At 55.1% G+C, this 25,643-nt stretch carries 18 protein-coding genes, 1 pseudogene and 1 riboswitch; of the genes and pseudogenes, 9 read left to right on the top strand and 10 right to left on the bottom strand.

Annotated elements, in window-relative coordinates:
* The first annotated feature begins 16 nt into the window (after nt 1-16).
* Together acnA and BGP77_RS09760 are read left to right on the top strand one after the other, a co-directional pair.
* The gene (acnA, locus tag BGP77_RS09765; protein ID WP_108164557.1) at nt 17-2,749 is read left to right on the top strand and encodes an aconitate hydratase AcnA; all 2,733 of its coding nucleotides are present in this window, start codon (nt 17-19) and stop codon (nt 2,747-2,749) included.
* 249 nt (nt 2,750-2,998) lie between these two features.
* Nucleotides 2,999-3,259 carry a hypothetical protein gene (locus BGP77_RS09760; RefSeq protein WP_108164556.1) on the top strand — a complete coding sequence of 87 codons (261 nt, stop codon included), beginning with the start codon at nt 2,999-3,001 and terminating at the stop codon, nt 3,257-3,259.
* Nucleotides 3,260-3,270: 11 nt separating this feature from the next.
* On the opposite strand, the gene BGP77_RS09755 is transcribed toward BGP77_RS09760, so the two are convergent.
* Complete coding sequence (locus BGP77_RS09755) at nt 3,271-3,870, bottom strand: LysE/ArgO family amino acid transporter (protein ID WP_199224250.1); 600 nt, start codon at nt 3,868-3,870, stop codon at nt 3,271-3,273.
* A gap of 97 nt (nt 3,871-3,967) precedes the next feature.
* Between BGP77_RS09755 and BGP77_RS09750 the strand changes: the two genes are divergently transcribed.
* The 3 genes from BGP77_RS09750 (at nt 3,968) to BGP77_RS09740 (ending at nt 7,630) form a co-directional block, all read left to right on the top strand.
* Entirely contained in the window at nt 3,968-4,843 is an 876-nt protein-coding gene (locus BGP77_RS09750) for a LysR family transcriptional regulator ArgP (RefSeq protein WP_108164555.1), read from the top strand.
* 123 nt (nt 4,844-4,966) lie between these two features.
* Nucleotides 4,967-5,443 (top strand): Dps family protein, encoded by a 477-nt coding sequence (locus tag BGP77_RS09745; RefSeq protein WP_199224303.1) that lies wholly within the window; start codon nt 4,967-4,969, stop codon nt 5,441-5,443.
* A 63-nt stretch (nt 5,444-5,506) separates the two neighbouring features.
* Nucleotides 5,507-5,714, top strand: a riboswitch (cobalamin riboswitch).
* A gap of 137 nt (nt 5,715-5,851) precedes the next feature.
* Nucleotides 5,852-7,630, top strand: coding sequence for a TonB-dependent receptor domain-containing protein (locus tag BGP77_RS09740; RefSeq protein ID WP_108164553.1), 1,779 nt, complete (start codon nt 5,852-5,854; stop codon nt 7,628-7,630).
* Between the two features lie 24 nt (nt 7,631-7,654).
* Here BGP77_RS09740 and holA read toward each other — a convergent pair whose 3' ends face one another.
* The 5 genes and pseudogenes from holA to BGP77_RS09710 all read right to left on the bottom strand — a co-directional run bounded on the left by holA (nt 7,655) and on the right by BGP77_RS09710 (nt 13,466).
* The gene (gene holA, locus BGP77_RS09735) at nt 7,655-8,677 is read right to left on the bottom strand and encodes a DNA polymerase III subunit delta (protein WP_108164552.1); all 1,023 of its coding nucleotides are present in this window, start codon (nt 8,675-8,677) and stop codon (nt 7,655-7,657) included.
* Nucleotides 8,677-9,180, bottom strand: a complete 504-nt coding sequence (locus BGP77_RS09730) for a hypothetical protein (RefSeq protein ID WP_108164551.1) — start codon at nt 9,178-9,180, stop codon at nt 8,677-8,679. The genes holA and BGP77_RS09730 overlap by 1 nt, the downstream gene beginning before the upstream one ends.
* Nucleotides 9,170-11,749: a leucine--tRNA ligase gene (gene leuS, locus BGP77_RS09725; protein WP_108164550.1), complete on the bottom strand. Its 2,580-nt coding sequence runs from the start codon at nt 11,747-11,749 to the stop codon at nt 9,170-9,172. The genes BGP77_RS09730 and leuS overlap by 11 nt, the downstream gene beginning before the upstream one ends.
* Before the next feature lie 147 nt (nt 11,750-11,896).
* Nucleotides 11,897-12,664, bottom strand: a pseudogene (locus tag BGP77_RS09715) (fructosamine kinase family protein).
* Entirely contained in the window at nt 12,651-13,466 is an 816-nt protein-coding gene (locus BGP77_RS09710; protein ID WP_233252335.1) for a class I SAM-dependent methyltransferase, read from the bottom strand. Before BGP77_RS09710 ends, BGP77_RS09715 begins: the two are co-directional and overlap by 14 nt.
* 61 nt (nt 13,467-13,527) lie before the next feature.
* Here BGP77_RS09710 and BGP77_RS09705 point away from each other — a divergent pair, with 61 nt between their 5' ends.
* Together BGP77_RS09705 and BGP77_RS09700 are read left to right on the top strand one after the other, a co-directional pair.
* Nucleotides 13,528-16,098, top strand: coding sequence for an ATP-binding protein (locus BGP77_RS09705; RefSeq protein WP_158269337.1), 2,571 nt, complete (start codon nt 13,528-13,530; stop codon nt 16,096-16,098).
* Between the two features lie 37 nt (nt 16,099-16,135).
* The gene (locus tag BGP77_RS09700; protein ID WP_108164547.1) at nt 16,136-17,290 is read left to right on the top strand and encodes a mechanosensitive ion channel protein MscS; all 1,155 of its coding nucleotides are present in this window, start codon (nt 16,136-16,138) and stop codon (nt 17,288-17,290) included.
* Between the two features lie 64 nt (nt 17,291-17,354).
* Here the strand turns inward: BGP77_RS09700 and BGP77_RS09695 are convergent, their stop codons facing one another.
* The 3 genes from BGP77_RS09695 to glnL all read right to left on the bottom strand — a co-directional run bounded on the left by BGP77_RS09695 (nt 17,355) and on the right by glnL (nt 21,200).
* Nucleotides 17,355-18,578: an argininosuccinate synthase gene (locus BGP77_RS09695; protein ID WP_108164546.1), complete on the bottom strand. Its 1,224-nt coding sequence runs from the start codon at nt 18,576-18,578 to the stop codon at nt 17,355-17,357.
* 128 nt (nt 18,579-18,706) lie between these two features.
* The gene (gene ntrC, locus BGP77_RS09690) at nt 18,707-20,134 is read right to left on the bottom strand and encodes a nitrogen regulation protein NR(I) (protein ID WP_108164545.1); all 1,428 of its coding nucleotides are present in this window, start codon (nt 20,132-20,134) and stop codon (nt 18,707-18,709) included.
* The gene (gene glnL, locus BGP77_RS09685; protein ID WP_108164544.1) at nt 20,121-21,200 is read right to left on the bottom strand and encodes a nitrogen regulation protein NR(II); all 1,080 of its coding nucleotides are present in this window, start codon (nt 21,198-21,200) and stop codon (nt 20,121-20,123) included. The genes ntrC and glnL overlap by 14 nt, the downstream gene beginning before the upstream one ends.
* A 254-nt stretch (nt 21,201-21,454) precedes the next feature.
* Between glnL and BGP77_RS09680 the strand changes: the two genes are divergently transcribed.
* On the top strand, nt 21,455-24,571 hold the full coding sequence (locus tag BGP77_RS09680) for a GGDEF domain-containing protein (RefSeq protein ID WP_108164543.1): 3,117 nt from the start codon (nt 21,455-21,457) through the stop codon (nt 24,569-24,571).
* Here BGP77_RS09680 and BGP77_RS09675 read toward each other — a convergent pair.
* The gene (locus BGP77_RS09675; RefSeq protein ID WP_158269336.1) at nt 24,540-24,896 is read right to left on the bottom strand and encodes an acetyl-CoA sensor PanZ family protein; all 357 of its coding nucleotides are present in this window, start codon (nt 24,894-24,896) and stop codon (nt 24,540-24,542) included. The two genes, BGP77_RS09680 and BGP77_RS09675, sit on opposite strands and share 32 nt — an antisense overlap.
* A 111-nt stretch (nt 24,897-25,007) precedes the next feature.
* Here BGP77_RS09675 and hisB point away from each other — a divergent pair, with 111 nt between their 5' ends.
* Nucleotides 25,008-25,598, top strand: coding sequence for an imidazoleglycerol-phosphate dehydratase HisB (hisB, locus tag BGP77_RS09670; protein ID WP_108164541.1), 591 nt, complete (start codon nt 25,008-25,010; stop codon nt 25,596-25,598).
* The last annotated feature ends 45 nt before the right edge of the window (nt 25,599-25,643 follow it).

The following is a 25,643-nucleotide window of genomic DNA, read 5'->3' as shown; positions in this document are numbered from 1 at the left end:
CGACGGAGGATTTTCGATGAGCAACAGCTTCAACGCCCTCGACAGCCTGGCGGTAGGTGACAAAACCTACCGCTACTACAACCTACAGGCACTGGCCAATAAGACCGACCTCGATCGCCTGCCCTTCTCACTGAAAATCCTGCTGGAAAACCTGCTGCGCAAAGAAGACGGCAAGAACGTCAGCGCCGAGGATATCAAAGCCGTTTGTAACTGGGACGCCAATGCCGAACCCAGCTATCAGGTCGGTTTCTCACCTGCTCGCGTTGTATTACAGGATTTCACCGGTGTACCGGCAGTGGTCGATCTGGCCGCCATGCGCGCAGCGATGAGTAAGCTCGGTTCCGATCCTTCGCGCATCAACCCGCGCTCACAGGTCGATCTGGTCATCGACCACTCCGTCATGGTCGACTACTACGGCGATATGGAATCGCTGAAGAAAAACACCGACCGCGAATTCGAGCGCAATAACGAACGCTATCAATTCCTGCGCTGGGGCCAGCAAGCGCTGGATAACTTCCGAGTCGTACCGCCGGGCACCGGCATCGTGCATCAGGTGAATCTGGAATACCTGGCCGAAGTCGTGATGACCGAAGACAAAGACGGCGAAACCTGGGCGCTGCCCGATACGCTGGTCGGCACCGACTCTCACACCACCATGATCAACGGCCTGGGCGTGCTCGGCTGGGGCGTCGGTGGCATTGAGGCCGAAGCGGCAATGCTCGGTCAACCGATCACCATGCTGATTCCCGAAGTGGTCGGCTTTAAGTTCAACGGCAAGCTGCCCGAAGGCGCGACGGCAACCGACCTGGTGCTGACCGTCACCCAGATGCTGCGCAAAAAAGGCGTGGTCGGTAAGTTCGTCGAATTCTACGGCGACGGCCTCGACAACCTGCCACTGGCCGACCGTGCCACCATCGCCAATATGGCGCCGGAATACGGCGCGACCTGCGGCATCTTCCCGATCGATAACGAAACGCTGCGTTATATGGAACTATCGGGTCGCAGTCAGCAGAACCGCGATCTGGTTAAAGCCTACGCTCAGCAACAAGGTATGTGGCGTGAAACCGGTGCGCGCGAAGCGGACTACACCGATACGCTAGAGCTCGATCTGTCGACCGTCGAACCCAGCCTGGCCGGCCCCAAACGGCCGCAGGACCGTGTCGCCCTGAGCAACGCCAAAGCCGAATTCCTGAAACTGCTCGAAGAAGACGAAAAAACCATCGCCTCCGATCAGGCCGATGGCCGCTTTCTCAGCGAAGGCGGACAAACCGCGGTCGACAGCGCCAAGCTGCAGGACAAAGGCGCGGTGGAATACGAAATGGATGGCAGCCGTCATTTGCTGAAACACGGCGCCGTGGTGATTGCCGCCATCACCAGCTGCACCAACACGTCCAACCCGGCCGTGCTGATGGCTGCGGGCCTGGTCGCCAAGAAGGCTCGGGAAAAAGGTCTGATGTCACAGCCCTGGGTAAAAACCTCGCTGGCGCCGGGCTCACAAGTCGTGCCGGCCTATCTGGAAAAAGCCGGCGTGCTGGCGCCATTGCAAGAGCTGGGTTTTAACATTGTTGGCTTCGGCTGCACCACCTGTATCGGTAACTCCGGCCCGCTGGATGCGGCTATTTCTGAGGCGATTCGTTCGGGCAATCTCAAGGTCTCGTCGGTGTTGTCGGGCAACCGCAACTTTGAAGGCCGTATCCATCAGGATGTGCCGACCAACTACCTGGCTTCGCCTCCGCTGGTGGTCGCCTATGCGCTGGCCGGTTCCATGGCTATCGACCTGAATACCGAGCCGCTGGGCACCGGCAGCGACGGCAAACCGGTGTATCTGAAAGACATCTGGCCGAGCCAGCATGAGATTGCCGACTGCGTGAATGCCGCCGTCTCGTCCGGTCTGTATCAGGAAAAATATCAGGACGTCTTCGCCGGCACCGAAGCCTGGCGCAACCTGCCGGTTCCGGAAGATGAAATCTACTCCTGGCCGGAATCCACCTACGTCAAACAGCCCACCTACTTCGACGGCATGACCATGGAACCCAAGGCGCCGGCACCGGTCAGTGGTGCGCGTTGCCTGGTTAAGGTGGGTGATTCGATCACCACCGACCACATCTCCCCCGCGGGCGCCATCAAACCGGACAGCCCTGCAGGCAAATACTTGCAGGAGAACGGCGTCGAACCCAAAGATTTCAACAGCTACGGTTCGCGCCGCGGCAACCACGAAGTCATGGTGCGTGGCACCTTTGCCAACGTGCGGCTGCGCAACCAGCTGGCTCCGGGTACCGAAGGCGGCTTTACCACGCACTTTCCGAGTGGCGAACAGACCAGCATCTTTGACGCTTCCACTCAGTACCAGAAGGATGGTGTACCGTTGGTCGTGCTGGCCGGCAAAGAGTACGGCACGGGCTCATCACGAGACTGGGCCGCCAAAGGCACCAACTTACTGGGTGTAAAAGCCGTGATTGCGGAAAGTTTCGAGCGCATTCACCGCTCCAATCTGGTCGGTTTTGGCGTCCTGCCGCTGCAGTTCCAACCCGGCGACAGCCATGAAAGTCTGGGCCTCAGTGGCGAGGAAAGCTTCGATATCCAGCCCATCAAGGGCGAGCCGGAAACACTCGAAGTCACTGCCACCAGCGATGACGGTAAGAAGACCGCATTCACCGTACAGGTGCGCATCGACACCGCGGTCGAGTGGGACTACTACCGCCATGGTGGCATTTTGCATTACGTACTGCGCGAACTGGCCAGCCAATAAAGCCTGCGCCCCGGGAGCCAATCCCGGGGCTTTTTACCTACCCTGCCCACCCGATCCATTTATCTTGCAGATAAAGTTGACAGCCCGACCCATCCTGACGTTAATATTACGCAAAGCGACAATTAATTGACGCTACTTGTACTTTTAAGCGATATAAATCACACTTTTCATGGCGACCAATTCACAAAACTTGGTCAACGCAGTCTACCCTAGTAGGCTGCATTCTTTTATTTGAGTCGGGTAACCGGGATGTTCATCGACGGTCTTACAGAACACGAAAAGCACCAACTGGCTATTCACCTGCGTGAACATGACCACACACCTTTTATGGTCATAAAACACGCACACGCGGCCTCTCAATGCGAGAAACGCGGTATCGAGGTCCACCCGATCGACCGCAAATATCTGAACCTGCTCGATGAAGCCATTGCCAGCCTTTATGAGAAGTACCGTCAAGGCCCGGGTTTGAGTTACTCCATTCATCAATCAACCCGCCGGGGCTTAGCCTGAGCGATTAGCGGCTAGAGCACTAACGACACCGCCACCAACACCATCACCCCTCCAATCACTGCATCAAAACAACGCCAGTGCCAGGGCGAGCGCAGCCACTGCTGCAAGTAGCGCCCCGACCCCGCCAGTGCGGTGAACCAACACAAGGATGCCAGTGATGCACCCAACGCATACAAGCCTGGTGACGTCTGCTGGGCACCCACGCTGCCAATCAGGACGACGGTATCCAGATAAACGTGCGGATTGAGCAGCGAAATAGCCAACGCCTGGCCCGCCAATGTCCAAGCGCCAACCGCACTGGCCGCTGGCCCCGCCTGCAAAACAGAACTCCCCTGCCAGGCACGCAACAAGGATTGCGCCGCTAAGTACAGCAACAGACCAACGCCCAACCAAGTCAATACCGGCACCAAAGCAGGCACCAGTCGTTGCACGCTCTCTAAGCCAAAAACACCGGTGACGATCAAAACGGCATCAACACCCGCACACACCAACGCCAGCACCCAGCGGTGTTCTCCGCGCAAGCTGCGACTGAGCACCCAGGCATTTTGCGCACCGATTGCCACAATCAACCCCAGAGATACCGCAAACCCCGTCATGATGGACGACAACATCAAAGCAACCTACTGCTCAAGAATCATTGGTCGCAGCCTACTCGTTGCGGCTATCATTAATCCAACGAATAATCTTAATACCTAATTAGAGTTTCTAATGATTGACTATCGTCTACTGGAAGCCCTCGCTGCTGTCATTGAGACCGGAGGCTTTGAACGCGCTGCCGAGCAATTGCACCTCACCCAGTCGGCGATCAGTCAGCGCATTCGCCAACTGGAAACACTGCAAGGCCAACCGGTGCTGATTCGAACCCAGCCACCGGTCGCCACCGAACTGGGAAGGCGGCTGAACAACCATTTGCAGCAAGTGCGGTTGCTGGAGCAAGACCTGACCCAGGCCGAACAACCCTTAAACATCCGGCTAACCGCCAACGCCGACTCCATGGCCACCTGGCTTCCCGATGCTCTGGGTATGGCTGAATCCAGTCACCGGTTCAATTTCGACCTCATCGTTGAAGATCAGGATATTGGCTTAAAACGGATGCGCGATGGTGAAGTCATGGCCTGCATTTGCGCACAAAGCCAAAGCGTTAATGGCGGTCGCGTTCAAGCGCTGGGCGTTTTGCGTTACCGCGCGCTCGCCAGCCCCAGCTTTATTCACCGTCACAACCTCATCGACAATGCAGCATTGGCGCAGGCCCCCTGCCTGATCTTTAACCATGATGATCGACTGCAACATCGTTTTCTTGCCGATCAGGGTCACGCTGGGCCCGGCCGGGTACATCGCTGCCCAACATCAGAAGGTTTCGTACGCATGGCTCTGGCGGGCCTGGGCTTTGGCATGATGCCTGAGTTGCAAGTAACCGAAGCCATCAACCAGGGGGAACTGGTCGACATTCGGCAGGGTTACTCCCTCGATGTACCTCTGTATTGGCACTACTGGCAGACAGAAAGCGACGCTCTGGCTGAGTTACGCCACGCGGTAACACAGCAAGCCAGCCGCGTCTTGCGACCGATCAGCAATTGGCAATAATTATTGAAAAGATTCATTTTCAATCATAAAAGCTATCGCCACCTTTAAACCAATTCATTCGCCCTTATCTGATAGGTGTAAGACACTAGGCAGCAATTGAATTGAAGCCTGAAAAGGAGGCACATCATGAGTACTAATGCTATTGGCTTAAATACCACCAGCGCTGAAAAACTGGCCAAAGGCCTGAATGAGTTGCTGTCTAACTATCAGGTCTTTTACATGAACGCTCGCGGTTATCACTGGAATATCAAGGGCGATAATTTCTTCGAGCTGCACGTGAAATTCGAAGAACTCTATACCGATCTGCTGACTAAAATTGATGAAGTGGCTGAGCGTATCCAGACCTTAGGTCATGAACCGCTGCACAGCTACAGCGACTACATCAAGCAAGCATCCATTGAAGAACACACCAAGATCCGTGACGGCCGCGTTGCCATTGGTCATATTCTGGAATCTTTCCAGTCGCTGATCGGCAAACAGCGCAGTTTGCTTGCCGTTGCATCCGATGCCGGCGATGAAGGCACAGCTGCCCTGATGAGTGACTACATTCGCGAACAGGAAAAAACCGTCTGGATGTATCGCTCTTACATGGGTGAATAACAACGGTTGTTTGTTGCTTTTGAAATAACCCCTCGCGGCCGATGCACACGCATCGGCCGCTTGTTTTAGACCCACCCCATCGCTACCATCGCGCTCGACAGAAAGCCGTCGGTGAACGGGAAATCAGTGCAAAGCTGATGCTGCCCCCGCAACGGTAAGAGGTGCGCGACGCAACCAGCCACTGCGATTTATTCGTGGGAAGGCGCCTAGCCCGATAAGCCTGCTTATCACACCTCAAGCCCGGAGACCGGCCGATGGCCTTATGTGTCAGCACATCAAAGCTGATGAAGCTGTAACACTCGCTGTTGTTGCGGAGGGCAACAAGGTGGCTACCAGCGCGTATCAATTATGCGCTGCGCTTCTTTGCGCCTTCGTTTATTCAATCATGAATAACGAAAGGATCAATCCATGAAACATGCACTTCTGGCATTGGGATTAATTTCCCTGCCCATTCTAGCTTTGGCTGAAGACAATACAGTGGTGGTAACGGCCAGTCGTTATGAGCAGCCGATTACCAATACGTTAGCGGCGGTGACGGTGCTGACTGAGGACGATATTGAGCGCTATGGTGATGACAGCCTGGCCGATCTGCTTTCCCGTCTCGCTGGTATCACCATTAAGCCAAGTGGCAGTCTTGGCTCAACACAGAGCCTATTGATGCGCGGTTCGGCGACCAATCAAATCATCGTACTGATAGATGGCGTTCGTTCAGGCAGCGCCACAACTGGAAGCGCGACGATAAACGCCATACCACTCTCCAGCATCAAACGCATCGAAGTGGTACGCGGCCCTATCTCTAGTCTCTATGGTGCTGACGGTGTTGGTGGCGTCATCCAGATTTTCACTCACGAACCAAATGAAATCGGTAACGATATTGAGCTTCGTGCCGAATATGGCAGCTACAATTTCAGAAATATAGGCACAGGTTTTCGAGTGCAAACCAGCAACATCATGGCTTCTGCCAACCTGAATTATCTGGCGACCGATGGCTTTGACAGCACCACTTTATCATCAAACGGTAACGAAGATCGGGATGGCTTTGAGCAATGGTCAGGTGATCTAAATGTTGAATCACAAATAACAGATTCACTGGTGCTTGGTGCAATTCATAATCAATCGCGGGGCATTGCAGAATACGATGACGCCAGTTGTACCAGCAATTGTAGCGATACCTTGAGCACCACCAACCTGATGAGTTCTCAACTCCATCTTGCTTATGATTTAAATCCAAGTTGGAGCTTGCTGACAGAATTTGGGCGACACCTTGATGATTCAGAAGCCGAAGACTCTTTCCCCGGAACCTTCACAACCGAACGATTAACATTCAACGTTTCAGCACAACACAAACTGGATAGCGGATTCAGCGCAATACTTGGTACAGACGGCTACCAAGATTCGGTCGAATCGACCACAAACTATGAAGAAGACAGTCGCAACAATTTGGCTGTTTACGCCCAAACGCAACTGGAAAGCGGCGATCATCGTTTGCAAGCTGGTTTAAGGGTTGACGAAAACAGCGCTTATGGCACTAACGTAACCGGAAACACTGCATTTTCGACGTTTATTTTTAGAGATATCGAAGCAATTATTAGCCATGGCACAGCGTTTAAAGCGCCAAGTTTCAACGATCTTTATTATCCCGGCTATGCAAATCCTGACCTTAAACCCGAAGAATCAGAAACGGTTGAAGTTAGCGTCCGCCAAATTTCGAACCACGGCACTTGGCGATTGAGCGCTTATCACACGAAAGTTAAAAATCTTATTCAAGAAAGCAACAATAAAGATTCCATTCTAAAGGGGGTGGAAGCAGAATGGTCTCAACAACTGGGTTCTTATAACATCGCACTCGCTTTGGCTTACCTTGACGCTCGCGATGATGACAATGACCGCTTAGCAGACCGGCCCCAATGGAGTGGTTCTGCTTTCCTGGCTAGACAGTTTGGACGGTTTGGAGTTGATCTTGATGTACAAGCCGAAAATGGTCGAACGTCGGGTGATGAAGACTTAGACGGATTTGTATTGATTGGCCTAGGTGGCGAATACAACCTAACAAATGAAAGCCAACTGTTTGCCAATGTCGATAATATTTTTGATGTCGACTATGTTTTAAATCATGATGGCTACAATAACTTCGACTACAACACCCCAGGCCGCACCTTCAAAGTCGGTATCGAATACCACCTTTAATTAGTCACCGATCTTAATCGGTTACTAAAGCGCAGCCGGCACGCGTCCCGGCTGCGCGACTTCACTGATCACCACACTCAATGCATGCCAGGGATCGCCCGCGCGCCGGCCTTTGATCGTGGCATCGATATCGCCACAACGCACCAGGCAGTGCTGCCAATGATCCAGACCCGCCCGACGAATGGCTTGCTGATAGGGGCCCTGACGTTTGTCGAAAATACGCAGTCGCTTGAACACCGCCTGCAATGGCTGACCGGATTGCTGCGCCTCAGCCAACTGCACCAGATGGCGCAATTCACGGGACAACACCCACAACACAATCGGTGCTTCAACCCCTTCAGCTGACAGACCAGAGAGTACTCTCTGACTGCGTGCTAAATCACCATTTAAAAACGCATCGGATAAATCAAAAATATCAAAGCGCGCACTGTCAGCAACGGACTGAATGACGGTATCAAGATCAATGGTGGTGGTGTCACTGAGCAGCAACAACTTATCGATTTCCTGACGGGCGGCTAATAAATTGCCATCAACTTTGTCGGCCAGCAATGCCAAGGCATCATCATCGATGGTCAGCCCCTGTGCTTGCAGTCGCTGCCGCAACCAGGCCGGTAATTGATGACGCTCTACCGGCCAGATCGGCAACCACCAACCCTGTTCAATCACCTGGTTAAACCACTTGGCTTTGCTTTGCGCTGCTTCCAGTCGATCGGACTGAACTAACAATACATTATCGGGATTCGCGTTAGCGGCGTATGCCACCAGTGCTTTACGACCATCGTCTTTCAGCTTGGCGCTGAGCCGCACTTCCAACAGTTGCCGGTCACCAAAAAGTGACATCGATTGATTGGCATCTTGTAAGACATTCCAGTCAAAGCTGGTGTCCGCATGAAATACCTGACGCTCACTCACACCAGCGTCGCGTGCGGCTGCTCGAACTTGATCGGCCGCCTCCAACGCCAGCAGTGGCTCATCACCACTGATCCAGATCACCGGCGGCAAGCCTTGCTGCAACTGCTGCGTTAACTGTTGCGCATTGATTTTCATCAGGGCGACTCCGGTGCCCGATTCAAAGCTTCGCTGGAAATGGCTTCCAATTGATCAAGCAATCGCAGTGCGATGCGTTGTCGCAGAAACGTTTGTCGCTCCAGGCGAGCTTCGTCTTCGTCGATTTCCGGACTCAGACTTAACCGGGTTTCTGATCGAGTACGACGGTGTTCAATGACCGCGACACCCTGAGCATTGATCAGGCTCCACTCCACCTCCAGCGTCAACACCTCGGCTTCACTCAGCTCAACACGGGTGTCGTCCACTCGATGAATGGCCAGCAAGGTGTCGGCTGGTCGTTCTGACAATTCCAGGCCATAGACAGCAAAGGTATTGCGGGTAATCAGGTACAGTTCATCCTGATGACCATTGGCCTGCCAGACCAAGGGACTGAGTCCTTCGGCAAACCGGAATTGGCCTTTGAGTTGATAACCGCAACCACTCAGTGCTGCGGCGAACAACACAACCAGAACAGCTTGTTGAATCCGGGCATTAATTCGCAACGATGTTTACCAACTTGTTCGGTACAACAATCACTTTGCGCACGGTCGCATCTCCGATAAAACGTTGAACGTTTTCATCAGCCATGGCCGCGGCCTCGACACTGGCTTTGTCGGTGTTAGCAGCCACTTCAAAACGACCGCGAACTTTGCCGTTAACTTGCACGACATAGAGTTGAGTGTCTTTGACCAGCGCGTTGTCATCGACCTGCGGCCAGCTGACGTCAAGAATTAACCCGTCATGACCCAACTCATTCCACAGCACTTGCGTAATGTGCGGCACGATCGGGGATAACACCCGCACCGCAGTTTCCAGGGCTTCACTGACAACGGCACGGCCCTGGGCATCCTTGGCATCGAATTTGTTAACGGCGTTAAGCAGTTCCATCACCTTAGCGATGGCGGTGTTGAACGTTTTGCGCTCGCCAAAATCCGCCGTTACACCGGCAATGGTTTCGTGCGTTTTCCGACGCAGCGCTTTTTGTTCGTCACTCAGAGCGTCGACGGACAGTGCATCCACGTTACCGCCGTCCACGAGCTGGTGTACTGCACGCCACAAACGCTGCAAAAATTTCTGCGCACCCTGAACACCAGACTCCGTCCACTCCAGTGTCTGATCCGGCGGCGCAGCAAACATGGAGAACAAACGCAGCGTATCGGCACCGTATTCTTCGATGGCCTGCTGCGGATCCTTGCCGTTATTTTTCGACTTGGACATCTTTGCCATACCGGCGTATTCAACCGGCAAGCCCGTGGAAATCTGACGCCCGCCAATCACCTTGCCTTTGTCATCGCGTTCGGCTTCTACATCGGTCGGTGAAACCCAGACGCGACCTTCATCGCCGGTGCGGAACCAAGTCTCCGCCAGCACCATGCCCTGACAGAGCAAATTGGTGAACGGCTCATCGGTTTTAACCAGGCCTTCATCGCGCATCGCTTTGTAATAAAAACGCGCGTACATCAAATGCATGGTGGCGTGCTCAATACCGCCAATGTACTGATCGACCGGCAACCAGTAGTTGGCTTCTTCCGGTTCAATCATACCGTCGTGGTAATTCGGCGTAGTGTACCGCGCGAAATACCAGGACGATTCCATAAAGGTATCGAAGGTATCGGTTTCGCGTTTGGCCGGTTGGCCGCCGTGGGTGGTGTCTTCAAAAGCCGGGTTATTTTTAATCGGCGAACTGGCGCCATCAAAGACCACATCTTCTGGCAGCACCACGGGAAATTCTTCGGCCGGTTTGGCTTCGCCATCGACATAGACCATCGGCACCGGTGCGCCCCAATAGCGCTGACGACTGACACCCCAATCCCGCAGACGGTAATTGGTGGTGACTTCACCCAAACCTTGGTCGGCTAACCAGTCGGCTATTTTCTTGAATGCTTCCTGACTGCTCAAACCATCAAATTCACCGGAATTAACGACCACGCCTTTTTCGGTGAAGGCTTCAACACTCAGGTCGACCTGCGCATCACTGCCTTCAGCCGGTGCAACCACTTGCTTGATCGGCAAGCCATAGGCGGTCGCGAATTCCCAATCGCGCTGGTCGTGACCCGGCACCGACATCACCGCGCCGCTGCCGTAATCCATCAATACAAAATTAGCGGACCACACCGGGATTTCTTCGCCGGAAATCGGATGAATGGCGATCAAACCCGTGGCATGACCTTTTTTCTCCATCGTCGCCATGTCGGCTTCGCTGGTGGTCATGCGGCGACACTCTTCAACAAACGCCTGCAAACTGGGGTTGTCTTTGGCGGCGGCAGTGGTCAGCGGATGATCGGCTGCCAACGCCATATAGGTAACGCCCATCAGGGTATCCGGACGGGTGGTGTAAACCTCAACCGACTGATCGCTGTCTTTCAATTTAAAGCGCAACGTTACGCCCAGGCTGCGCCCAATCCAGTTGCGCTGCATGGCCTTCACTTCTTCCGGCCAGCCGGTCAGGTTATCCAGCTGTTCCAGCAATTCACCGGCATAGGCCGTGGTTTTAACAAACCACTGATCCATTTCTTTGCGCTCGACCGGGGTGTCACAACGCCAGCAGCAACCGTCGTGCACCTGCTCGTTGGCCAAAACCGTCTGGTCTACCGGGCACCAGTTAACGGCCGAGGTTTTCTTATACGCCAGACCTTTTTCCACCAGGCGAGTAAAGAACCACTGCTCCCATTTGTAGTAATCCGGCGAACAGGTGGTGACTTCGCGACTCCAGTCATAGGCAAAACCGAGCATCTTTAACTGACCACGCATGTGGTCGATGTTCTCGTAGGTCCATTTGGCCGGTGCCACGCCATTCTGAATGGCCGCGTTTTCGGCAGGCATACCGAAAGCGTCCCAGCCCATCGGCTGCAACACGTTTTTGCCCAGCATGCGCTGGTAGCGGCTGATGACATCGCCGATGGTGTAGTTGCGAACGTGCCCCATGTGCAGTTTGCCGCTCGGGTACGGCAACATCGACAGGCAGTAGAATTTCTCTTTGCTCATATCGACGGTGGCTTTGAACACCTGTTGCTCATTCCAGGTGGTTTGCACCTGGCGTTCAATCGCGGCCGGGGAATAGTTCGCGTCCATCGGATTCCTGTTGTTTCGAGTCAAAGTTTGGAGTCAAAGGTGAAACGGGTGGCAGACGCTCACCCGGACGGCTGAGGATACCCGACTGGCGGGCTTTTTTCGACTGGCAGAACCACACAATAGCGGCGATGGCCGTATAAATCCGGCTCAACCCAGGTAGCGATCGACAACGCTCATCACCGCACGATGGTAGACCGCACCGAACAGGTTCAGATGGTTCAGCCAGTGGTACAGGTTGTACAGCGGTATGCGCTCTTAAAAGCCAGACAATAACGGGCTTTCGGCCTGATAGGCTCGGTAAAACTCCGGGGCAAAACCGCCAAAGGCGTGGGTCATGGCCAAATCCGCTTCCGGCCAGCCGTAATAGCAGGCCGGATCGATCATCACCGGCTCACCAGAACGATCAAACAGCAGATTGCCCGACCACAGATCACCGTGCAGCAACGCCGGTGATTGGGGTGGCAACCAGCTTGGCAACCGATCGACCAATCGCTCGATCGACTGCACCTCGCGGGTACTCAATAAACCGGCGTCACGAGCACGCTGCACCTGAGGCTTATAGCGCTGCTGTTGATAAAACACCCCACCGTCGTCACACCAGTCATTGGCCTGGCGACTATCACCACAAAAGGTGTCGAGCGAGAACCCAAAACGCTCAGCCACACAACGATGCTGCTGTGCCAGCTGGCGACCGGCTTGCTGCCAACTGTCAGACTGCGGCCGCCCCAACTCAATGGCCTCTATGACCAGACGATGGCGGGCAACCGAAACAACCTTAGGAACCCGCCATCCGGTATCGGCCAATGCCTGAAGACCGGCTGCCTCGGCGGCGTAAAAATCGTCGGGCGCAGCGGCATTGCGCTTGACCAGCACCGTCTGGCCGTCGGGCAAACGTTGGCGTTCAAGCTGATTCATCGCCCAAGGCTCCGGCTTTACGTAAAGCCACGACATCGGCTGTGACAATTTCTAAATCGGCCGCCTCCAGCCATTGCGCCATCCAGCGGAAGGTTGCCGGGGCATAGAACGCAATATGAGTGGGGTCGTGAATGTAACGCCATTGTCGAAACGCCGCCTGGTCTCTCACCTGCTGTGTCTGGATCACCAACAGGCCGCCCGGCAACAGCTGTTGCCATAACTGTGACAGCACTTTTGCGGGCTCGGCCAGGTGCTCTATCACCTCAGTCAAGGTAATAAAATGGAAACGGCGCTGTAAAACTTCGCTATCTGGCCGATAGTAAAGATCATATAGCGCAACCGGATATCCTGCTTCTTCAAGCATGGCGGCTAAAGCAGGACCCGGCCCGCAGCCGAAGTCCAGACCCTGACAGCCTGGTGGCATTCGATCAGTGATCGTATAAAAAGTGCGACCTAAGAAGCGACGATAGCCAACGTCGTCTAGAGTGTTTTCATGTCGATCGTATTCAGCCTTTTCCAGTTCGGCCGAAACATGCTGCTGAACAGGCACGCTAACGAGCTGGCAACGTTGGCAACACCAGTAATCGCGTTCGCCTCGACGGTGCCAGTGTAATGCTTGCGTTGCACCACACAGCGGACATTTATGCGCCCCCAGGGCTGGAATTTGGTGATCAATATCAACCATGCTTAACGTAACTTCTGACAAGTCATATAAGGCTACCAAGGAGTCCGGTGTCAGCGCCAATGTCGCGCAACTCCGGTCGGGTTGGCTGACTTGGGGTAACAAAGGGAACATCATCATCGTGGCACCGTGTTCAGTTATTCGTTTTTGGCTCGTTCTGTGGTTTCTGCTGTCTGCAGCAATGCTCCCGTCTACACTCCGGGCCGACGTACAAACCCCAGATACACGCAGCTATTGGCTATCGGTACCCGCTGACTGGCAAGCGCAGCCGCTCGATGCGCAAACGCTGCGCAGTTACCAGACCGACCTGACCATCCGCTGGGATGGCGGCGTCGATTGGCATTTGATGACGCTGCAATCGGATCAGCCGATTCACACTGTTTTGGACTTCCGCAACTCGTCAGTTATCGGTCGTTATCGACACTGGATATTCAACGACAATGACGAACTGGTTGCGGAATACGAAGGCGGCATTCAAAGCGAAACCCGCAATCCTATCTTTCTGCGACACGGACAAGTCATGGAATTACCAGCGGGTCGTTATCAGGTTGTTACTCGACTAGACAGCCCCTTCTATATTGGCGAACCCGAGCCTCACCTCTTCCCGTTCAACGGCTACATGCAGTCCATCAAAATTGGCAATGCCATCACCATGGCAGGCATGGGCATCTTTTTCTCGATGGGTATTTACTACGTCGTTTTAGGGTTCAGCCGACGGCGAATGGGTGACGTTTTTTACGCCATTTTTATCTGGGGTAATTTTGTCTATAACGGCGCAGCCTTACTGGTTTTTTCCGACCTGTTTCAAATTCAGAATTTCTACCTGATCAGCATCCCTATTGTTGCTGCCTCAAACCCGGCCTACATCGCATTCGTAATGGTGTTACTGAACATCAATCGCTACACCTCGCGCATTCTTTATCATATCGGTCAGGGCATTATTGCGCTCTTTGTGGTGTTCTGGATCATCGCGCTGCTGCAACCCAACTGGTCACTGGAACTGGCACGCTATGGCGTGGGTTTGTTTGCGCTTTATGGCATCAGCGCTGGCGTTACTCGATTGATACAAGGCAATCGAACATCGCGCTATTACCTTGTTGCCAACATCGCCTTCTTTATTCCTGGTCTGATGTCCATTGCGGTTTCCACCTGGCCTTACGCTGAGACGCTCTTTGTCGAGCACGTTGGCCTCTTTGCCGTTGCCATTGAAGTTATCTTGTTATCCCTGGTGATCAGTCATCAGGTCGGCATGGTGTATCGCGAAAAGGAAGCCGGACTTTTTGCCACCCAAGAAGCCTTGCTGGCTGCCAACCAGGCACTGGAAACTAAAGAACGTTTTCTGGCGAACGTCAGCCATGAATTACGCACGCCACTCAATGCCATCCAAGGCTCAGTGGAACTCATCGACCAATACAGTCTACCGACCCGAGTGCAACGTCACATTCAAGCCATTCATACCTCCTCCAATTTTCTGCTGTATTTGATCAACGACATACTCGATCTGGCGAAATTAAACGCCAATCAACTGGGGCTGGTACACGAAGAATTTGATCTTGATGTGGCGCTTGACGAACTGGGCGGTCTTTACAGCAACTCGTTCAATCGCGATCGCGTTCGACTCAGTATTGATGTCGATACGCAAGTGCCAAGAAATCTGATCGGCGATGAAAATCGCATCAAACAGGTTCTCGCCAACCTGCTCAGCAACGCCTTCAAATTCACCGAGCAAGGTGAAATCCGCCTGAGCATTCGGCCCGTCGATAACCAACATTTAGAATTCCATGTCAGCGATACGGGCATTGGCATCGATGCTGACAAATTACAGAGCGTTTTTTCTGCGTTTACTCAGGCTGATGCGTCCATCGCGCGCCGTTATGGTGGCACCGGTTTAGGCCTGCACATCGCCTCCAAACTGGTTAACTTAATGGGCAGTGATCTGGGTGCCAACAGTGTGCCCGGTCAAGGCAGCGACTTTTATTTCCGCCTGCCGGATGTCGGCCCGTTCAGCACACCCCAGACCCAGACCAAACCCCTGGGCCTGATTTATCAAAGCGATGAACTGGCTCAACTTATCCAACAGGATTTGACGCGTTTCGGTATTGCACCGTCCGTGCAATTGAACATGACTCAGTTGCCGGATACGTTTCCCGACAACCAGCTGTGGCTGATCATTGCTGAAGATTTTGACCCGCTGCTGCACGAACGGCTTAGCGATACCGGCGCTGCGGTTAAATGGTACCTGCGCAACGCCAGTGGATCCGACCACAACAACGACAGCCTCGATATAGAACTGCTCCCTTACGCGCGCATGGGGCTGGCACACCTGCTGGAAGCACCAACGGCAATCGAACCGCCAGAACAAATCAATCGGCTGCTCAGTCAGATGCAGATTGTCGCCGTTGACGACAATGTGGTGAATCTGAAAGTACTGATGGGCATGTTGCGCCGGCTGAACGTCGACTGTGCTGGCTTTGAACGACCCGAAGAGGCCATTCGGTATATTGGCTCCAACGTGCCCGATGTGGTGCTGATGGATGTACAGATGCCCATCATTGACGGCCTGGAAGCCACTCGTCACCTGCGCCAGCAAGGCTTTCGCAACCCGGTTATTGCCTTTACCGCCAACGCCTCTGATCATGACTTGGATAACTGCCGCTCGGCTGGTATGAATGACGTATTGGTCAAGCCGATCAAATTGGAAGAATTAAAACGCATGTTATTGAAGTGGTCGGATTCACTCAGCAAACGCTGAAGTCTGACTGGGATGTAACCTTTGAAAAGGAAAGTCTATGAACGCTTCGAAGTGGTCACTGATCTGGCCGATGCTCCTGACGTTTCTGGTCCCCCTCGCCGCGGCCTGGTTTGCCTACCCGACGCATCTGCCGCCGAGTTTTGGCATCTTCCCGCCAATACAGGTTGAGGGTACGCCAGGGTTTAATCTGTTCTATTTCATTGCCGTCTCGGCCATCGCCATTCTAATCGCCGCCGTCTATATCATTCCCAAACGTTTTGGTTTTGCGGGCAGCGAACCCGTTCCGGCGCCGGGTAAAAAAGCCCTGCCCTGGTGGTTCTGGGCTGGCGGTGCAGTGATGCTGTTTTTCTGGTGGCTGATGTGGGCCCGTCCGCCGGCGCTGGGCACCCTGGTGTATTACGCCTTCAGCCCGATGTGGTGGGGCTTTATCGTTATGCTCGATGGCATTAACTATCGACAGAACGATGGCAAATCTCTGCTCGCCACCAAGCCGGGATTAATGGCGTTCAGTGCCATTACATCGGTTGTTGGCTGGGGCTATTTCGAGTTCTATAACTTCTTCGTGCAATCGAACTGGTATTACCCCAACGGCCATATGGAAGAGCTGCCACATGCCCAGATCGTGTGCATGTATCTGGTCGCCTACAGTACCGTCTGGCCGGCCATTATGCAGTGGTTCAATTTGCTCAACAGCTTTCCCAAGCTGGTGGCGCGTTTCCAGAACGGTCCCCAATGGACGGTCAAAGGCAACACCCTGATCATCTTTGGCGTCATTGTAATTACCCTGTTGGTGTTCTTCCCCTTTGGCATGTTCTGGAGCATCTGGATCGGCCCGATGGCGGTGATCATCGGCATGATGCAGCGGTTGAATCTCTGGACACCCTTTGCGTCAATGGCCAAAGGCGATTGGTCGCCCACCTTACTGATTGCGCTGGCATCACTGTGCAACGGTTTCTTCTGGGAAATGTGGAACTACGGCAGCGTCCGCCCCGATCTCGGCTACCCAACCAACCCGCATTACTGGCAATACGACGTGCCCTTTGTGAACGTCATTCATATCTTTTCCGATATGCCACTGGTGGGTTATTTCGGTTATCTGCCGTTCGGTTTATTGGTGTGGGTGTTTCTGATTTGGGCGGGTAAATTGGTCGGTAAAAATACCGATCTGTATTTGCACGACGATGCCAAATAAACCAGCCAATGCATGAACAAAAAAAGGGCCGCGATCTGCGGCCCTTTTTTTCCCAACCCAATTATTATTTCAGCGGGCTGCGGCCTTTGCTGGCGGCAATGCGCATGCGCAAGGCGTTCAGTTTGATAAAGCCTTCGGCGTCTTTTTGATCGTAGGCACCGGCGTCGTCTTCGAAGGTAGCAATGCTTTCGTCAAACAGGCTGTCGTCGGATTGACGACCGGCGATGATGACATTGCCTTTGTACAGCTTAACGCGCACGTTGCCGTTCACGGTTTCCTGAGAGGCGTCGATCATTTCCTGCAGCATGCGGCGTTCCGGGCTCCACCAGTAGCCGTTGTAGATGACTTCGGCGTACTTGGGCATCAGCTCGTCTTTAAGGTGCGCCACTTCGCGGTCAAGGGTGATGGATTCGATCGCACGGTGCGCCTTGAGCATGATGGTGCCGCCGGGCGTTTCATAACAGCCACGTGACTTCATGCCAACGTAACGGTTTTCGACAATGTCCAGACGGCCAATGCCGTTGTCGCCGCCGACCTTGTTCAGGTAGGCCAGCACTTCGGCCGGGCTCATGGCTTTGCCGTCGATGGCGACGATGTCGCCTTTCTCGTAGGTGAGTTCCAGGTAGGTCGGGCTGTCGGGTGCCGCTTCCGGACTGACCGACCAGCGCCACATGTCTTCTTCCGCTTCCGCCCAGGGATCTTCCAGAATGCCGCCTTCGTATGAAATGTGCAGCAGGTTGGCGTCCATGGAGTAAGGCGATTTTTTGCCTTTCTTGTTGAAGTCGACCGGGATGGAATGCTCTTCGCAATAGGCCATCAGCTTTTCACGCGAGTTCAAATCCCACTCACGCCAAGGCGCGATCACTTTCACACCCGGCTTCAGCGCGTAGGCGCCAAGTTCGAAACGCACCTGGTCGTTGCCTTTACCGGTAGCGCCGTGGGCGATGGCATCGGCACCGGTTTCGTTAGCGATTTCGATGAGGCGTTTGGCGATCAGCGGACGGGCGATGGAAGTGCCCAGCAGGTATTCGCCTTCGTAGATGGTGTTGGCGCGGAACATGGGGTAGACGTAGTCGCGCACAAATTCTTCGCGCAGGTCGTCGATGTAGATTTCCTTGATGCCCAGCGCCTGCGCTTTGGCGCGCGCCGGTTCAACTTCTTCACCCTGGCCGATATCGGCCGTAAAGGTGACGACCTCGCAGTTGTAGGTTTCCTGAATCCATTTGGCGATGACGGAGGTGTCGAGGCCACCGGAGTAGGCCAGAACGACCTTCTTAATATCGGACATGATTGCTCCCAGGGCTTGTTACAGGCGGTAAGAAAGGCGCCCTATTCTACGGCCTTGGCGGGCTGGCCTCCAGTGCATTCCCAGCAAGAGTGCATGTCACTGGAGGCTTTCGGCCAGGGTTATGGCGCTCAGTCGTCTTCTTCGACCGGCGATTCCATCTCCATGTCCAATTCTTTGATCTTACGGGTCAGCGTATTGCGGCCCCAGCCGAGCAATTCGGCGGCGTCGCGACGGCGGCCGGCGGTGTGCTTGAGTGCGGTTTCGATCATGATGCGCTCGAAGCTCGGTACGGCGTTATCGAGCAAACGGCGTTCTCCACGGGCCAGTTCACGGTCGGCCCAGTTGCGCAGCGCCTGTTCCCAGTTTTCGCTGGCGACCGGCGCCTGGGTTTCATCGAGCAGCTCTGGCGGTAAATCCGACACCAGCACTTCGCGACCGGACGCCATCACGGTGATCCAGCGGCAGGTGTTTTCCAGCTGGCGGACGTTGCCTGGCCAGTCGAGCCGGCTTAAATAAGTTTCGGTTTCCGGACGCAGCGTTTTCGGTTCCACGCCCAGTTCTTCGGCGGCTTTATGCAGGAAGAATTCGAGCAGACGCGGAATGTCTTCACGCCGATCCGCCAGACGCGGCAGATGGATGCGAATGACGTTCAGGCGATGGAACAAGTCTTCGCGGAAACGGCCTTCTTTTACCAGGTGTTCCAGGTTTTGGTGCGTCGCGGCAATGATGCGCACATCGACTTTAACCGCCGTGTGGCCACCGACGCGGTAAAACTCGCCATCGGCCAGCACGCGCAGCAATCGAGTCTGGGTTTCGGCCGGCATGTCGCCGATTTCATCAAGAAATAAGGTACCGCCATCGGCCTGCTCAAAGCGTCCGCGGCGCTGGCCCTGAGCGCCGGTAAAGGCACCCTTTTCGTGCCCAAAAAGCTCCGATTCCATCAAGTCGCGCGGAATGGCCGCCATATTCAAGGCAATAAAAGGACTTTCCCGACGGGGGCTGTGGCGGTGCAGCGCATGCGCCACCAGCTCTTTACCGGTACCGGATTCGCCATTGATTAAGACGGTGATGTTCGATTGCGAGAGGCGGCCGATGGCACGAAACACTTCCTGCATCGCCGGCGCTTCACCGATGATTTCGGTGTTACCCAAGGCCGGCGCTGGCTCGGCCGACGCCTGTTTTTGGCGGGTGTGCTCAATGGCACGCTCGACCAGCGAGACGGCTTCTTCTACATCGAACGGCTTGGGCAGATATTCGAATGCACCGCCCTGGAACGACGCCACCGCGCTGTCCAGGTCGGAATGGGCGGTCATGATAATAACCGGCACCTGAGGATGATGATCGTGAATGCGGCTCAGCAGCTCCAGGCCGTCGATGCCCTCCATGCGCACATCGCTGATGATGGCATCGGGCGGATCCTGATCGATCTTGCGCAACAGCGCTTCACCGGTTTCAAAGCTGCGGCTGTCGATGCCCTGCTTTTCAAAGGCTCGCTCCAGTACCCAGCGAATCGACCGATCATCGTCGACGATCCAGACGCGATTAAGACTGCTCATTGAGCCCCTCCAAAGGTAAATAGACGCTAAAACGAGTCGAACCCGGTACCGAATCGCACTCAATGACGCCCGCGTGATAATTGATAATCTGCTGAGCAATGGACAATCCCAGTCCAGTGCCCGATGGCCTTCCCGAAATCATCGGGTAAAAAATCTTCTCCAACATTTCCGGCGGAATGCCGGGACCGTTGTCCAGCACATCCAGCCGCACCACCAGCCGATACCGATGCTGGCGGATGGTGAATTGCCGCACCGTGCGCGTGCGCAGGGTGATGGTCGGCTTAACGATGTCGTTCTCCAGTAACGCCTGCAGAGCGTTGCGGGCGATGTTCAACACCGCCTGAATCAGTTGCGCCTCATCCGCTTCCATGTCCGGGATGCTGGGATCGTAATCGCGCACCAGATCGATCTCATCGCCGCTTTCCACGTTCAGCAACGAGTACACCCGCTCAGCAATCTGGTGAATATTGACCGGCACTTTATTGGGCACCTGGTGGCTGCCCAACATCCGATCCACCAAATTGCGCAGCCGATCGGCCTCCTCGATGATCACCTGGGTGTATTCCTGCAAGGAGGCATCGGGCAATTCACTGGCCAGCAGCTGCGCTGCGCCGCGAATACCGCCCAAAGGATTTTTGATTTCATGGGCCACACCACGCACCAGATGGCGGGTGGTTTCGGTCTGTTCGATCAATCCCTCATCGCGACTGATTCGCATGGCGCGATCGGCCGGCAACATTTCGACGATCAGATGCAGCTGCTCGTCTTCCATATAAGGCGTCACCATGAAATCGAGCGTCATGGCTTCACGGTGCACCAACTGCCACTGCGCCGAACGCACCGACAGCGTGGTACCTTCATCAACCGCCGACATCAGCACTTCGCGAATCTCGGTCGGGTTCACAAAGAGCGCATAAAATGGCTGGCCGAGCACCTGCTTACCCGAACGGATCAGCAACAGCTCCGCTGACGGGTTAACGTGTTCAACGATCAGCGTCTCATCCAGCTGGATGACAGCGGTGAACTGATGATCCACCAACTGGCGAAAAAAATCGGTGTCTGACACAAAAACTATTCCTGTGGATCCAAGGGCGCTCGCGGGCCGCAGGCAGCTGTACGCAAGAAGCAGGCCATTGAACGCAGGGATTTAATGCACGATTTCGGGGCTTCTCAAAATTATAGCGCACCAATATCGAGCTTATCGGTAAAAACACGAACCAAAACAGTGCAGATGCTATTGATTTAACTGAGGACTGCTCGAAGTTCGCACCACACCGCTTTGGTTTATACTCGGACGTTCATCCGAGACCGGTGTGCCAGATGGATCAGAAGTACCCGCTCAGACTGCTGGATAATGCCTGGCAACTCAGTGCCCGCGGGCAGGGACAAATTTTGCTGTTTGCCGATGCCAACGGCGCCAGCCTGGCCAGTCTGGTCGACGGCTTTCATCCCAATCCAACACCACGACGCTTTCATTATCAGCTGGGCCCGGATGCGGCTTTTTATGGCTACTACCCGCTGACGGATGCCGTGGCCCGGTTATACAGCGAACGCGGGCCATCCGATCTCGATAACTGGTTTGCCGAACTCAACATCTACCCGCCCAATCGCACCATTTGGCGTCAATTGCTGGTCGATCATTATCTGCGACGACCACCGCTGCTGCTCAAAGATCACGTCATTCAACAGTCATTGAGTTTGGGTGACGATTTGGTCCGCCTGCTGGCCGCTCTGACGGAAGAACGCCCGGTATTGATCGCCTTGACTGGCGGTCATTGGGCCAGTGCCTCCTTGCAACAGTGGCTTGGCCGGCAACGCCCGACACTGGCGGCCAAAGTCATGATTCTGGTCGCTAACGATGCCGATCAGTTACCGCTGGCGGACAGCACCGTCCAGGAAGCCCCGCCTGGTCATGCGGTCAGTCAGGTGGGCTGGCTGATCGACCTTCCGCCCAGCAACGACAGCATGCCCAACTGGCCTCTGCTGGACCCGATCAAGAGCGAAAGCATTCCCACGCTGATTCAGCAAGCCCTGCAAAACCACGCGCTGTTGTGTCATGAAGAAACACTCAGTCTGTGCGACCAGATCAACCAGATGCTCGATGAACGTCAGATCATTCTGGTCAACGACCATCGCTACGATTTACTGCTGCTCGAAGCCGAGGCTTTGTTCTACAGCGACCGCTACAACGGCGCGATCACCGCCTTAAATGAGCTGCTCGAGCTGGCGCGTCAAGAAGGTGATGCGCTGTGGCAATTCGACGCCTACCTACGCCTGGCCTGGTGTGGCCTGCATAAATATCGGTTAGGCGACGCCTGGCAGATGATCAAGCACGCCCAGTCGGCGCTGCAGAGTGTGGATCGGCAAAACGCAGATTGGTTGCTGCGTGAGCGTCAGTGGTTGCTGTTACAAGCCATGCTCTACGGCCAAGAACACCGTCGCCTGCCGGAAACCAGCCAGCACCGCCTGGAAGCGTTACTGCCCATGGAACGCAATGACGACTTTCAATACGCCTTTCGTTTTGCTCAGGTCAGCTGGGCCGCCAGCCTGAGCCCGCGTGAACTGACCTTCTTGCGCAAAGCGCTGGTGCGCAGCCTGCGCTGGGCGCGGCAGCTCAACAACAAAGTGGCCGCCATCAAGATATTGCATTCCATGGCAACACTGGCCTCGCGCATCGGCCGTCAAGACAGAGCATTGCGCTGTTTGTATTTGGCGCTGCACCTGGCAGAAAAACTCGACTCACCCAGCCACGACGTGCCGCTGCTCAGCGCATTAGGATGGCTGCGATTGAATCAACAGGAGTTATCCGCCGCGCGCGATACCTTTCAGGCAGCCTTACAACGCTTGCAACATACGACCAACTACCACCAGGTTGCCATTACGCTGAACAACCTGGCCTGGGCTTATTTTGTCGGTGCCAATCTGGCGGAGTGCGATCGATTATTGGGCACGGCGATTCGGCTGTGCCGCAGCCGTGGGTTCCGCAGCCTGCCCTATCACACCCTGGATGACTTGTTATTGCACCAGGCGTTGTGCCGTTACTATCAGGGCAACAGCGTGTTGGCGCAGCGCACACTGCACGAGATCGATCATCGCCACCACAGCCTCAGTGCCAAGGGTGAGCTGCTGCATTCCTGTTTATCGCTGCATTTCGCCCGAGCCGAACATAACAGCGCTGCGCAGTCTTTGCTGACCGATCGTCTGAAAGCTCAAATCGACAGCCAGCTCGAGTTACCGGCCTATTTGCTCGACATCGTGCGCCACGCTCAAGGCGAGCCAAGCCAGCACATCAGTTGGCTCAACCACGAGGTCACCGCCGCCAATGCGTTGACCAGCCGACCGGTCGATGTGGTCGCCTTGTTGCGTTCGGCGGAACTGGAAGGTGAAGTCGAGAAATTGCAGCAACGGGTGCGCGATACCCGGTTACTGTCGCACCTGAGCGCTCAGGCCAACGCCGCCACAGACGCAGGCCGCCTGACCGAAACACTGGTGCGCCAGCTCAGTGCTCATCTTGATTGCGATTATGTGGCCATTGAGCTGCGCCCTCTGGCCTATATGTCGCCCACCTTCCACAGCCACGGCCTGGATGACATCAGCGCCGAACGGCTGCATCAGGTCATGGCGATGCACAAGTTAACGCGCGGCCGGGTCCTGTTGAACCTGCGCGATCTGGATATGGAAGGCTTTGAAACCGGCTCGTTGTACATCAATTCCATCAGTCTGCCCAAGCACGACTTTGGCGACCTGGTATTAATGACCCGTGACCCACAGGGGTTTGAAGAATCGGTATTACGCACCACCGCCATGCTGGCCGCGCAACTGGCAGCGGCCATTCAGCGGCTGATGCATGAGCGCGAGCTGCAATACTTGTCGTCCACCGACATGCTCACCGGTTTGATCAACCGCCAGGCGCTGTACCCACGACTGGAAGAAGAGTTATCGCGCACCCGCCGACACTCGAATTACCGATTCTGCCTGGCGTTTCTCGACCTGGATAATTTCAAATACCTCAACGATCACTACGGTCACAATCTGGGCGATCAGGTGTTACAGGGGTTTGCCAAATCACTGGATGAACACAGCCGCGCTGAAGATCTGGTTTCACGCCTGGGTGGCGATGAATTTGTCATCCTGTTCCCCGGTCAAACCGGCGAACAGGTAGAGCAATTCTGCCGCCGGCTCCTCAAACAATTCGGCACCGCCAAAGCGGTGCAACAAACCTTGAAACGCTTCACGGGCCAATCGCTCAAGTTGCCCAGCGAACGCCGTTTGGGGTGTTCGGTCGGCATCATTGAACTCGACCGCGACACCGTGCCACGCTCCGTCGATGCCTTACTGAATCAGGCTGACCAGGCCATGTACGCCGCCAAAAGTCAGGGTAAAAACCAGGCTGTGGTGGTGCCTTTCAACGCGGCGCTGGACGATGGCGTGCGATAAAGTCGCGCGTGACTGTGTTCAGGTCATCAGCCACGTCATAATCGCGATCGGCCATCAACACCGTCAGTAAGCGCTGCCCGACACCTCGCCCGCGCGTAGCCGCCCGCACCGCAAAACCCACAATCACGCCCTGCCGCACCAGCGCCACTGCCACGATGCGTTCGTTGAAACGGGCCACCTGCAGATCAACCGACGCCGGATCATCCTGCCAGCGCTGCCAGGCGTTGCGATAGGAAGCGCACTGGGACTGCTCAACAGCCAACCGCTGCAATTCGGCCAGATCGCGTTCGTTGGGATGAGTCAGCGGATGCACAGTGACTGGCATAACCGTCTCCATGGGTGGTTTGGCGCGCAGCATACCGATATACTGGCGCCTCGCAAGCAGGCACGCACGCGCCTGTACCCGTCGACCCAATTCGTAATTCGAGAGTGTCCTATGAGTCGCCAGGCGACGATCGAACGCAACACCACCGAGACGCGCATTCGTGTCAGCATTAATCTGGATGGCGAAGGCCAGGCCAAATTCGATACCGGCATGCCATTTCTCGAACACATGATGGATCAGATTGCCCGTCACGGCCTGATCGATCTGGACATTTTATGTCAGGGCGACAACCACATTGACGACCACCACAGCGCCGAAGACATCGGCATCACCCTGGGCCAGGCCATGGCCAAAGCGGTGGGCGACAAAAAAGGCATCACCCGTTACGGCCACGCCTATGTGCCGCTCGACGAAGCACTGTCACGCGTGGTCATCGACTTCTCCGGTCGTCCAGGCCTGTTTTACGACGTGCCTTTTACCCGCGCCAGCGTCGGCGGTTTCGATGTCGATCTGTTCCGCGAATTCTTCCAGGGTTTCGTCAACCACGCCCAGGTGTCGTTGCACATCGACAACCTCAAAGGCGAAAACTCCCACCACCAGGTGGAGACCGTCTTTAAAGCCTTCGGTCGCGCGCTGCGCATGGCGCTGTCGGCTGACGAACGCATGGCTGGCGTGACACCTTCGACCAAGGGTGTGCTCTAAGCCAACCTGAGTCTGCCGGGCACCGCGCCCGGCTAACACCATCAC

The sequence above is a fragment of the Saccharospirillum sp. MSK14-1 genome, assembly GCF_003054965.1.
GTDB lineage: Bacteria > Pseudomonadota > Gammaproteobacteria > Pseudomonadales > Natronospirillaceae > Saccharospirillum.
This window is presented reverse-complemented; position numbering and strand designations above follow the sequence as displayed.

What these genes read in the sequence shown, in the direction of transcription:
- acnA (WP_108164557.1), top strand. Translation starts at nt 17, where the DNA reads ATGAGCAACAGCTTCAACGCCCTCGACAGCCTGGCGGTAGGTGACAAA.
- BGP77_RS09760 (WP_108164556.1), top strand. Translation starts at nt 2,999, where the DNA reads ATGTTCATCGACGGTCTTACAGAACACGAAAAGCACCAACTGGCTATT.
- BGP77_RS09755 (WP_199224250.1), bottom strand. Translation starts at nt 3,870, where the DNA reads ATGTTGTCGTCCATCATGACGGGGTTTGCGGTATCTCTGGGGTTGATT.
- BGP77_RS09750 (WP_108164555.1), top strand. Translation starts at nt 3,968, where the DNA reads ATGATTGACTATCGTCTACTGGAAGCCCTCGCTGCTGTCATTGAGACC.
- BGP77_RS09740 (WP_108164553.1), top strand. Translation starts at nt 5,852, where the DNA reads ATGAAACATGCACTTCTGGCATTGGGATTAATTTCCCTGCCCATTCTA.
- holA (WP_108164552.1), bottom strand. Translation starts at nt 8,677, where the DNA reads ATGAAAATCAATGCGCAACAGTTAACGCAGCAGTTGCAGCAAGGCTTG.
- leuS (WP_108164550.1), bottom strand. Translation starts at nt 11,749, where the DNA reads ATGGACGCGAACTATTCCCCGGCCGCGATTGAACGCCAGGTGCAAACC.
- BGP77_RS09710 (WP_233252335.1), bottom strand. Translation starts at nt 13,466, where the DNA reads ATGATGATGTTCCCTTTGTTACCCCAAGTCAGCCAACCCGACCGGAGT.
- BGP77_RS09705 (WP_158269337.1), top strand. Translation starts at nt 13,528, where the DNA reads ATGCTCCCGTCTACACTCCGGGCCGACGTACAAACCCCAGATACACGC.
- BGP77_RS09700 (WP_108164547.1), top strand. Translation starts at nt 16,136, where the DNA reads ATGAACGCTTCGAAGTGGTCACTGATCTGGCCGATGCTCCTGACGTTT.
- BGP77_RS09695 (WP_108164546.1), bottom strand. Translation starts at nt 18,578, where the DNA reads ATGTCCGATATTAAGAAGGTCGTTCTGGCCTACTCCGGTGGCCTCGAC.
- ntrC (WP_108164545.1), bottom strand. Translation starts at nt 20,134, where the DNA reads ATGAGCAGTCTTAATCGCGTCTGGATCGTCGACGATGATCGGTCGATT.
- BGP77_RS09680 (WP_108164543.1), top strand. Translation starts at nt 21,455, where the DNA reads ATGGATCAGAAGTACCCGCTCAGACTGCTGGATAATGCCTGGCAACTC.
- BGP77_RS09675 (WP_158269336.1), bottom strand. Translation starts at nt 24,896, where the DNA reads ATGCCAGTCACTGTGCATCCGCTGACTCATCCCAACGAACGCGATCTG.
- hisB (WP_108164541.1), top strand. Translation starts at nt 25,008, where the DNA reads ATGAGTCGCCAGGCGACGATCGAACGCAACACCACCGAGACGCGCATT.